Annotated in this window: 9 protein-coding genes; 5 read left to right on the forward strand and 4 right to left on the reverse strand. The window is 52.4% G+C overall.

Annotated elements, in window-relative coordinates; translation table 11 throughout:
* The first annotated feature begins 27 nt into the window (after positions 1–27).
* Positions 28–702: a hypothetical protein gene (locus ACI0FG_RS09550; RefSeq protein ID WP_419788309.1), complete on the forward strand. Its 675-nt coding sequence runs from the start codon at positions 28–30 to the stop codon at positions 700–702.
* Positions 695–2,458, forward strand: coding sequence for a hypothetical protein (locus tag ACI0FG_RS09555; protein ID WP_419788310.1), 1,764 nt, complete (start codon positions 695–697; stop codon positions 2,456–2,458). The genes ACI0FG_RS09550 and ACI0FG_RS09555 overlap by 8 nt, the downstream gene beginning before the upstream one ends.
* 109 nt (positions 2,459–2,567) lie before the next feature.
* Here ACI0FG_RS09555 and ACI0FG_RS09560 read toward each other — a convergent pair whose 3' ends face one another.
* The 3 genes from ACI0FG_RS09560 to ACI0FG_RS09570 form a co-directional block, all read right to left on the reverse strand.
* Positions 2,568–2,807, reverse strand: coding sequence for an ABC transporter substrate binding protein (locus ACI0FG_RS09560; protein WP_419788311.1), 240 nt, complete (start codon positions 2,805–2,807; stop codon positions 2,568–2,570).
* 702 nt (positions 2,808–3,509) lie between these two features.
* On the reverse strand, positions 3,510–4,112 hold the full coding sequence (locus ACI0FG_RS09565) for an SET domain-containing protein (RefSeq protein ID WP_419788312.1): 603 nt from the start codon (positions 4,110–4,112) through the stop codon (positions 3,510–3,512).
* Between the two features lie 15 nt (positions 4,113–4,127).
* A complete protein-coding gene (locus ACI0FG_RS09570) occupies positions 4,128–6,122 on the reverse strand; it encodes a GNAT family N-acetyltransferase (protein WP_419788313.1) in 1,995 nt (664 codons plus the stop codon).
* Between the two features lie 269 nt (positions 6,123–6,391).
* Here ACI0FG_RS09570 and ACI0FG_RS09575 point away from each other — a divergent pair, with 269 nt between their 5' ends.
* From ACI0FG_RS09575 to ACI0FG_RS09585, 3 genes are all read left to right on the forward strand, one after another.
* On the forward strand, positions 6,392–7,465 hold the full coding sequence (locus ACI0FG_RS09575; RefSeq protein WP_419788314.1) for an FmdE family protein: 1,074 nt from the start codon (positions 6,392–6,394) through the stop codon (positions 7,463–7,465).
* 177 nt (positions 7,466–7,642) lie between these two features.
* A complete protein-coding gene (locus tag ACI0FG_RS09580) occupies positions 7,643–8,386 on the forward strand; it encodes a substrate-binding periplasmic protein (RefSeq protein WP_419788315.1) in 744 nt (247 codons plus the stop codon).
* Between the two features lie 15 nt (positions 8,387–8,401).
* Positions 8,402–9,469, forward strand: a complete 1,068-nt coding sequence (locus ACI0FG_RS09585; protein WP_419788316.1) for a methyltransferase domain-containing protein — start codon at positions 8,402–8,404, stop codon at positions 9,467–9,469.
* A 64-nt stretch (positions 9,470–9,533) separates the two neighbouring features.
* Here ACI0FG_RS09585 and thiC read toward each other — a convergent pair whose 3' ends face one another.
* The gene (gene thiC / locus ACI0FG_RS09590; RefSeq protein WP_419788317.1) at positions 9,534–10,841 is read right to left on the reverse strand and encodes a phosphomethylpyrimidine synthase ThiC; all 1,308 of its coding nucleotides are present in this window, start codon (positions 10,839–10,841) and stop codon (positions 9,534–9,536) included.

The following is a 10,841-nucleotide window of genomic DNA, read 5'->3' on the forward strand; positions in this document are numbered from 1 at the left end:
TGCCCCCAATTACAAAAGTGGTGAAGCATGTCACAATTAGTTAGCATAGCACAAAAAATTCTTACCGACTGTGAGAGTTTAGATGACGAAAAACATAAAAAACTTGTGATAATAGTGAACAATTGCAATATATTCGTTGACATTGGGACGCGTCTAAATGTCAAGCTAGACAATGCAAGTAAAGACATTTTAGAGCGTATTATAGATGAATTTTTTTTAGATATGCATGTCGCGTGTGTCTTAGCGGCAGGAGGGCAATTTAAATCGGCCAGTGTTGTTGCAAGAGCAGCTTTGGAATTAGGTTTATATTACATTTATTTCGTTGACCATAGGGTCGAGTTGGGAGCGTGGGCGAATGCTGCGAATCAAGACCATAAGCACGACATGTCTTTTTCTGATGTTCGGGAGTTGATTTGCACTGCAGATTACATGGCAATTGCTTCTGAAGGAGTCGGGGCAACAGATAGTATTTCTGAGATTAATCGGTTGCTACAGAAGTCATATCGCGAGCTTAGTGAACGGGTACATGGAAAGTATAAATTCCTTTATGCAGCAAACGCAGGTGATCCTGTTAATGTGGATGCTTTTAGTAGGTTGGCAGATAATTTTACCACTTCACTTGTTCGATTGTTAAGGATGCGAGTTGAGTGCTATCCAGATATTCTGGAAGAAGTTCCGCAATTGGAGAAAATAGATGAGTAACGCTAGGCATTATGACGAAAGCTTGATCGACCTCGCGCGAGCAGAAGACTTCACTGATGATAAGTTTTTAGAGTGTTTCTCTGAGACCAAAAGAGAGCGTGAGCTTATTGATAGGATAAAAGGGCCTGGTGCACATATTCTTGAAGGGCCGCGAGGTGTTGGTAAGTCGACTTTGTTTAAAAAGGCGGAGCTAGAACTTGATGCAGCATTTGTTCAAAATAAAGAATTGGGAGTTTATGTAAATTTCAAAGCGGCTTTACTCATGGAAACATCAACAGACGAATTTGGATATAATCCATTTCTTTGTTGGGTAGTTGCAAAGTTACTAGATGCTTTTTACAAGAAAAGCAGAGCGCTAAGTGCTATTCCGTCTTCTCAAATTAAAGATAGGTATGAAAGGCTTTTTGATATTTCTACGAGGGGTGGAGAGAACTCAATTGAGGATACGATTCGAGATTTGCAAGCTCTATCAAATGCAGCGACTGAAGAAGTTAGAAAAGAGATAATTAGTCGCCTAAAAGAGCGAGGAGTTGAGAATTATACGAATGTGGATTTTGTTTCCGATTTCATGCGTGAAATTGCTGCAGATAATAATATTAGTCGCGTAGTTTTTTTGTTCGATGAAGCGGCTCACACATTCAACGAGCGACAACAAGAAACTTTTTTTGAGTTTTTTAAACTGCTTCATGGCGATATTGTATCGGTAAAAGCTGCTGTTTACCCAGGCATCACCAGTTATGGAGGTAATTTTGAAATTGGTCAGGATGCCATTTTGATTTCAACTAGTTCTATTGAGGAAAATCGAGCGCCAGCTCGTGGGCAGTTAATCAAGCATTTTAGAGAATTATTGCAGAAACGATTGCCGCCAGCGAAGTTTCGTAAATTTGTTGATCGTGGCGCTGCATTAGACACGCTAATCTTATTGAGCAATGGAAATCCAAGGATGTTCTTGCATACAGCATCTAAAATGCTGGCCAGTAAAGAGATTTCAAAACGAAGCGCGTTGGCCGCATCAAATGATTATGTATCGAAGGAGCTTGTAAATTATCATCTTGGATTGAAGAAGAGGCTTCCTCGATTTGCATCGCATATTGATTTAGGGATGGAACTAGTGAAAGGACATCTAGTTCCTGAGTTGCAGAAGAAAAATGAGGGAAAAGGAGCCAATCCCAAGATTCAAACAGTGTATTTTACAATTGAAGAGCTTGTGCCACACAAGATTAAGAAGGCTCTTTCTTTGCTAGAATATTCAGGATATGTATTTGATAAAAGCGTAGTTAAAATTTCAAAGCGGAGGCAGTCTCGAAGGTATTCACTGAATCTTGCAGTAGCTGCAAATGATAAAATTTTTCATAGTATTTATAGCCGTAATCCTGCTAAAGCAATTAAAAAGCTTAGCATTGCAGATTACAGAGAGTTTTATGCCTCTGATGATAGATTTCAGCAGTTGGTTGACGAAAATCCAGCACAGGAGTCATGTCCCAATGGTCACCTGAGAAATGCTGATGGCGATTTTTGTCCTATATGTGGTGCAAGATTTACTATTAACGAGGTTTTAAAAGACCTTCTTAATGATCCAATTCAAGTTTTGCCAATGTCTGATTTCTTAAATGAGAGAGTGTATACAGTTTTTTCTGCGGAAACGGTTGGCGATGTGCTTAAATTAACAGAGTCACAACTTCAACAGGCACATATGATTGGGCCTGTTCGTTCTAGGATGATAATTAACATTGCTGAAGAATATATTTCTGGGTAGCAATTTCATCTACAGTTCCTGATGATCGGAAGTCGTATGTGGGAATGGAGAATCGCAAGGGCCTGGGGGGAGTAGGGTTCCGGTTCCTTGTCGCTGTCGCCGCCGAGCGTCACGGACATTCCCCCGGAAATCGATACGCGGGCGATCCCCGGCGCGGTTGCAAAATGGCATCGGGTATTACCAAGCCATAACGATCCAGCTGATGTTTGTTGAAAACGGAAATTCCCTGCGGGTCGTCCTGGACTGAAAACTGACGCGCGGGCTCCCCTTCCAACAAGCGGGATACCATTTGTCCAGCCAGATAGCCGTGCTCTTCTCCATAGACCGCGTAGGCCGCGATCACACCCATCCCCCACGGCGTAATCCTGAGTTGCGAAGACGGGCACAGGACAATTCAAGGACGTCCAGAATACGACTTCATGATAGGGAACGTGCCCCGGAACCATCTTTCAGAGTGTGGAAGACAGGCATCACAACGACATCAAACTCGCCCGCCTTTCGAACCATGCTCCGACACTCATCCCAAAGGGCATTGTCGTCCCTTAGCATGACCACATCCGGTTTTATGCGATGAAAAAACGTTAGGGCCTCATCCGCCTTCTGCTGATATAGAGACGGTGCAAGCCACTTCGTATTGAGATAGAAAGTCGTGATATCGGCCTTGCCGGTCAACGCCCGTAATGCCCACATAGCACTGCCGGGTTCAATCCGGTTCCCGATCCTAGCTCTGGATGACGAGGACCTTGTTCTGCCGGGCCAGGGCGTTGTCCGTCAGAAGGGACGGCAACAGCATCAGGCAAAGAAACGCCCCCCTTTGCCATAAAATAAACGTGTGCAACAAGGGAGGAAGATGCAGCCTCGCCTCCCCGCAGAGAGTTGAAGACGCCGTCATTCCTTCGATTCTCTGGTTCCTCATCTAAGCCCCACGGCAGGAACATGCGAAAAACCAGATGAGAACTTTCCGGCCCCTTCAAAAAAAGCAGTATAAACGGCCCGACCATGCGGCCAATTGGTGCCAGTGCTTCCAACCAGCATCTTTGGCGCCCTTCTGCTACAGTTGCCCTTCGCAAGCCTGCCATTGCAACGTCTTGATGGAGGCATAGTCCGAGTTGCCGGCGAGGAACGAATCCAACCGATCTCGATCCGCACCGGTTATCATCGAAAGCAGCGGCTGAGCCACTTTCGGAATGCTTGCCAGGCCGTGGTGAATGAGCCGATCCCACTCGTCGCCATACACTTCGATGTCATCCAGCCGCAAACGACCCCGACAATTTTCGCAGCCGCAGAATATCTCGTAGGGCTGCTGAATGTTGAGCAGGCCGTACTCCGTGGTCATTTCCTCGCCGGCGGCGATGTCTCGCACCGCGATTTCCAGGTTATAGGCCGTCATCATGGTATTGCTGTGGCAATTATGATTCATGTACCGGGCATGATCCCAACTAAGGACCAGATTGCCGCAACGGTCATGGTACATATAGGTTTCCATGGAAGCCCGGACAGAGTCGGACAGGCAGCAATACTCTTCCTGCGAAAGGCAAATGTCGTACCCGTCGCGGACCACGACAATGGTGCCGCACGGGATGGGCTCAGTGGCAAAAACCCCCAGGCCGATCTCCGGCGAAACACTGCGAACAACCGTATTCGGATGGATCACGGTTATTTCTCCTGATTAATAGAGATAGCGGACCTGATGCCGCTCTGTTTCAATACGATTGTAAATGGAGCGCATAATGCGGTCGTACAGCTCGTCGCCGAGGTATTCATCCTCGATCCCCGCATCGATGCTCGGATTGTCGTTGACCTCGATAACGTAGGCCTTGCCGTTGATTTCCTTGATGTCCACGCCGTACAGCCCGTTACCGATCAGGGAAGAGGCGGTAACCGCGGCCTTGACCACATGGGCCGGAGCCTCCTCAACGGGCAACGTCTCGGACCGGCCGGAGAACTCCTCAGCCGAACCGCGTTCCTGCCAGTTGTAGATCTGCCAATGGTTGCGGGCCATGTAGTACTTGCAGGCATAAAGCGGCTTGTTGTCCAGCACGCCTATGCGCCAGTCATAGTCCGAAACCAGAAACTCCTGGGCAATGACAAGTTCTGTCTGCTTGAACATTTCTTCCAGCTTGGCTTCCAGCTCCTCATGGGTATGAACCAGAAAGACTCCAAGGGAAAATGAACTTTCCGGCAGCTTGAGCACCAACGGGACAGGAAGCGTCTTCAAAAACGAGGTCGGGCAGGCCTTGTGCGTCAGGAGCCAGCCACGGGGCTGGTTGACCCCGGCCCCGGCCAGACGCTCTTGCAGGTAAACCTTATTGGAGCACAGCATGATGGACCAGGGATCATCGATGACGACCAGCCCTTCCGTATAGGCATGACGCGCCATGGCATAGGTGTGATTTTCCATGGCCGTTGTTTCGCGGATAAAGAGCGCGTCAAATTCGCAGATACGGCGATGGTCCGCCTTGGTGATGAACTCCACGAAGAAACCGGCCCGCTCCGCCGCACTGCGGAACCGCTCCAGGGCTTTCGGGCAGGAAGGAGGGGTCGCTTCGTTACAGTCTGCCAGAATGGCCAGATCATATTTGTAGTTGCGCAGCCGCTGCCGATTGTACCGTTTCTTGACGAAATAATGCGTCAAAGCATCCCGAAGCAGGTCCGGATGGCTCTTTGCCACCTGTTTGAGCTTGAGCAGCTTGATCTTCTTGATCTTCCAGGTGCCTTGCTTGTCCAGCGTGATGGTGAAGAAGGGAATCGAGAACAGGGCGAAAAGCTTGCGGGCCAGATCATTGAACTCGGACTCCGGGCTTTGGCCCAGAATGCAGGTCATCTCAAAATGGGTCCCGGCGGCCACCGGCAGTTTTTCAAGGAGGTTGTCGCGAATCTCGTCCAGCAGGCTCTGGGCAAGCATAGTCGTCGTCGCGTCCTTCACGGCCATGACGGAAGGCGTCACCCGGTGATTGCGGGCCGAGGCCAGCAGGGAAACATAGTAGCCGATAGAATGTGTCTTGTGCGAGCCGCACAGGTTAAGAACGTGAAACCGATTCGAGTTGGCGTAATTGGTATCCGAAAGATAATCCGCCGCAGAGCAAAAATGAACCTCGGGCACACATTTGCCCGCAAGGGCAGGATCGTCCACGACCACGACGATACGCTCGGAAATGGCTCCCTTTCCGCCCAACATGCGGACCATGCGCAGAGCGGGTTCCTCAGGTCCGTAGTAGTCGGGCAGCGGCCGCTGCGGCTCGAATCCAAGCCTCCGGTACCACTCCACCAGACGCGCGTTGGCAGCATCGGCCTCCAGGCTTATGCGCTCGTAGCCATGGCTCGTGGCAAAATCGAGAATATGCTGCATCAGCGCCTCACCCACTCCCATCATGCGGTGAGTGCTTTCCACCGCCAGGGAATAGATGCGCAGAGAACGGCGATACATGAAGACCACGGCCGCCCCGACCGGATGCATACAGCGCTTGCGCCCACGGCATTCGGCCATGATCACCATCTGGTTTCGGCTCGCAATACTGTGCCGCAAACTTTCACGCGAGCTGCGGCGCGCCTTGCCGAAACTGGCCTGTTCCAGCTTGAGAAGGAAATTCAGATCGTCGGCGACGGCCTGTCGGAATTGAAGGGAATCAGGGGGGACGGAATCCGTCCCAGGCTTGGGGCTCATAGTAAGGCCTCCAGATAATTGGTCGATTTTTGCATCCAAATGAAACGTTTCGCAAAATCGTGGCAAGCAAATAATCTCATACGAAGGCAGCGTAAACAGAAAAAATGCACCCGCTCGACATTTTTATTTTCCCTGTCACCGGGAGTTCACACCGGAGCATTTCCGGCCCTTTTTTGGACGTCAGAATCGCAGGGCAGAAGTTGCTACTAATATTAAAAAAATATACGTAACGCAGATACTATCTTAAATTTAATATGGAGCTATTGAGTATGAAAAGAATCCAACTAATCCTGGCCACCACCCTTGTAATGGTGGTCTTTGCGACCTCCGCTTTTTCCGCATCCAACGCTCTCAAATGGACACCTCGCATGGAAACGGCTGCTTCCGCCCTGTCCGACGGCATGGCCGCCATCGGCGTCAAAGCGGATCAATCCGGATTCATGGTCCTGACAAACGCCGGTTACGGACAAGCCGATCAAACTTCCACCGAAGCTTTTCTGGGCGTGGTGACCAAGGTCACGGAACGCACTCCCGGCACGCACACCCTGCTTCTGGTCAATACACCGTGCTTCGAACCACTCTGGTTCGCCATGGTGCGAAAAGACAATCAACAGGCGGTATTTATCAAACTCACCCCCGACGGGTTCGCTCAACAGAAGCTGGATCTTTCCCCTGCCGGCATCTTCAGGCCGGAAGTCTGGGCAGCGGCAGCCAAAGGCCTTGTCGGTTCCCGCCTGTTTTCCGTATCGTCCATCTCGCTTTCCTGGGTTGTCGGCGCCCCCTGGCCCATGCTCAAAGGAGCGGAACTGCACGACCACTTCTGCCCAGGGCTGAACGCAGGGTTCATTGCCAAGGCCTACCTGGAAAAACACCTTCCGCTTGGTCCCGGAGACAAATACACATTTGTGGGCGCCCCCCCAATCTGCGCCATGGACGCCCTCCAGTCAGCCTACGGGGCGACCATGGGTAAGCACGGCTCCTATTCCATGCTGGTCCCGGATGCAGCCAAGGCGGTAGCCAAGGACGGAGTGGCCCCCACTCTTATTGCCATGCGGGTCAATCAGAACAAAAATGTCTGCGACGGTCTTTTCATAGGGTTCGACTGGGATAAATCCCAGGCCTTCACCGGCGTCACCAGTGCGGATATGAATCCCAAGGGGGGCAAGAACAATCCGCTCTTCTTTATTTCGAGAGTAAAGATGTCCTGGAAACTCGTCCAAATGGATATGGATGCCAAGCTCGCCTGCATCAAGGAATTGGGCAAATTCAGCGGCCAGGCATCACTGGCAAAAAAAATCGCCGCCGCCGGAGCCGATCCCTACAAGGCGGCGCTGGGAAATTAACCGGCCCTGTTCAAGCCGCCCGGCAGTGACGGGCGGCTTTTTCCTGTCATAGGAGGGGCGATAGAGAGCACGACATTACGCTTCGATAATTCGCCAACGGTCTGGACGCTTTCGCTGAATTGATTTAATAACCCCGCATCATCTCAAGAGCATCGCGTCCCCCAACCTGGATAACTGATGACATTACGCCTGCTATCCCCTCTTTTTTTCCTGTTGCTAATCCCATCGGCCGCCTCGGCGTTTATCGTCAAGGAAGTCGTAACAACCAGCCCTGCCTGGAACACCTTAACAAACAGTGATGGGAGCGGCCTCTACCACGAGGTGCTCCGCAGTGTCTTTGCCCTTTACGACATATCCGTGCGACACGAATACGCGACCTCGAACCGGGCCGAGGAGCTGGTACAGGACGGCGACGCGGACATGATGATCTGCAACATTGCGAAGCCCCAATCGCTCAAGCTGGCCCGCTACCCTCTCTATCAAAATGATTTCTTTGCCTTCTACAACAAGACACACATTGGGACATGGCAAGGGAATACAACATTGTTGGGCAAGGAGATCCTTGTCCAACCGGGGTACTACTCCGCCGCCGATTTTCCTGTCCCGGTCAATCTCCGTGAAGTGCTGACCGGAGTACAAGCGGTCTCGATGATTCTCATGAATCGAGCGGATTTCTATGTGGATGACCTGGCGCTGATTAAGGGATCCTTAAAAGAGAACTCCATAGCCTACGACAGCTCCCAATTTACCATAAAGCAAGTGGGTACGAGAACATACTTTCCCCTCTTCAACACCACTCCTCGGGCACACAAGATAAGAGAAATGTATGAAGAAGGGATGCTTCGCCTCTTCAGGGAGGGCAAGCTCAGCGCCATATACGAAAAATGGGGCTACCGCCTGCCGGACCTTAACACCTATTAAAGGGACCGCCGTACCATGCTCCGCTTTTGCAACGACACAATCGGCGCACTGGAATTCTCCGTAAGCTGGGAAAAAGACGGCATACGCCACGAAGAACGGTACATCGGCCGCAAGTTCAACCCGGTCAACGATATTTTCCCCCAAGGTATGCGGGAAGCCCTTGAAGGCATGAGCACCGGCCAGTCCGTCACCCTGCCCTACGAACCCCGCTACTGCATTCCCCGTTTTCGCGAAAGCAAAGTCCTTCACCTGCCGTTGCGCCGGTTGCGTAAAAAGGACATCCATGCACAGCCCATCATTCCCAGGACAGGCCGTTTCTATCCCCAGGGACATATCGACGGTCTGCTTGATGTCTACCCCGATACCCTGACGCCGTTTCGCCTTGTCGGGCTTGAGGACGACGCCTTTATCGCCGACCTGAACCATCCGCTGGCCCTCATTCCCATAACCATCGAGGCCCGCATCCAATACCTGGAACAACGGGACCGGGGAACATACGGATCGCTGACGCATTGGCGCGAAGCTACCTGTGATTGGGGACCGGGTATGCAGACGCGGTACAAGGGGCGGCCCACGGATTTCTTCACGCCGGATTTCTTCAACCGCCAAAACGAAAACGAAACCCGGCCGATTCCACCGATGCCGGATGCCAAGGCCAGGGAAAACATGGAGACAGTCCGCAACCGACTGATCTCCCCCGGCATGAAGGTGCTGGACATAACGGCGGAATGCCCCCTCGCCTCCGGATCATTTGATGCGGCCGTGGCCGTTCAGACTTTCGAATACGAGCAACAACCGGAAGATCTGCTGCAAAACGTGGCTGACCGCCTGCAACCGGGCGCCCCCGTCATTATTTTCTTCACTGACCAATGGGACTCAGCAAGCGTCCTTCGCGGCTGGACTGACCTGCACCAATTCGAACGCATGGGGCTGGTGCTGGAATATCTTCGCCGCGCCGGGCTGGACTTTAAAGCCGGAACCGTCAGCATCCGCAACGACTGGCGGCCAAAGGATGATCCCCGTTTCATCGAAACACGCGGAGTCAGCGATCCGGTATACGCCGTCTACGGCTACAAACGATAAACAATCAATGAAAAAGGCCCGGTGAACAGAAGTTCGCCGGGCCTTTTTTTCATCTATTCCGCGCCTAGTCGTCGAGCTGGATATCCTTGCCCTCAAGCACGCGGTTCATGTTGCGCACGGCGCACATCTTGCCGCACATGGTGCAGGAATCACTATGTTCCGGCTTGGAGGACTCGCGGTACTCCACGGGCCGGACCGGATCAATGGCCAGCTTGAACTGGGCATCCCAGTCCAGCTCCAGACGGGCCTTGGCCATCTGGTCGTCCCAGTCGCGCGCTCCGGGGTATCCCTTGGCGATATCCGCGGCATGGGCCGCTATGCGGGTGGCAATGATGCCTTCCTTCATATCGTCCAGGGAAGGCAGACGCAGATGCTCGGCCGGGGTGACGTAACACAGGAAGTCGGCACCGGCCGCACCGGCGATAGCTCCGCCAATGGCCGAGGTGATGTGATCGTAGCCCGGAGCCACGTCCGTAACCAGCGGACCAAGGACGTAGAACGGCGCGTTGTGGCACAAGCGCTTCTCCATCATCATGTTGCCCGCGATCTCGTTCATGGCCATGTGGCCGGGGCCTTCGATCATGACCTGCACATTGCGCTCCCAAGCGCGCTTGGTCAGTTCGCCCAGATTGATCAGTTCCTCCACCTGGCAGGCGTCGGTGGCGTCATGCAGGCAGCCGGGGCGGCATCCGTCGCCGAGGCTCAAGGTAACGTCATACTCCTCGCAGATGTCCAGCAACCGGTCGAAGTGCTCGTAAAACGGATTTTCCTGCTTGTTGATCTCCATCCAGGTGAAGAGCAGCGAACCACCGCGGGAAACGATGTTCATCATCCGTTCCCCCAGCTTGACCTTTTCGGCGGCATGGCGGTTCAGGCCTGCATGGATGGTCAGGAAGTCGACGCCGTCCTCCACATGCTTGCGCACAACGTCGAAGAACTCGTCAGCAGTGATGTCCTGCAGGTTCTTGTCGTAGAAGCCGACGGCGTCATAGATGGGCACGGTGCCGATCATGGCCGGAGACGTCTCGATGAGACGCTGCCGGAACTCACGGGTCTTGCCGAAGCAGCTCAGGTCCATGATGGACTCGGCTTTCATGTCCAGGGCGGCCTGAACCTTTTCCATTTCAGCGTCAATATTGCAGCAATCCTTGGAAATGCCGAGGTTGACGTTGATCTTGATGCGCATCCCCTCGCCCACGCCTTCGGGGTCGAGATTCTTGTGATTCTTGTTGGCCGGGATGATCACCGTTCCTTTTGCCATGCGCTCCATCAGCGTTTCGATGGGCATGTTTTCCTTGCGGGCCACAGCCTCCATCTGGGGGGTGACGATACCCTTCCGGGCCGCATCCATCTGCGTGGTATACTCTTGCAT

The organism is Pseudodesulfovibrio sp. 7M6, assembly GCF_050058625.1.
Classification (GTDB): domain Bacteria; phylum Desulfobacterota; class Desulfovibrionia; order Desulfovibrionales; family Desulfovibrionaceae; genus Pseudodesulfovibrio; species Pseudodesulfovibrio salinus.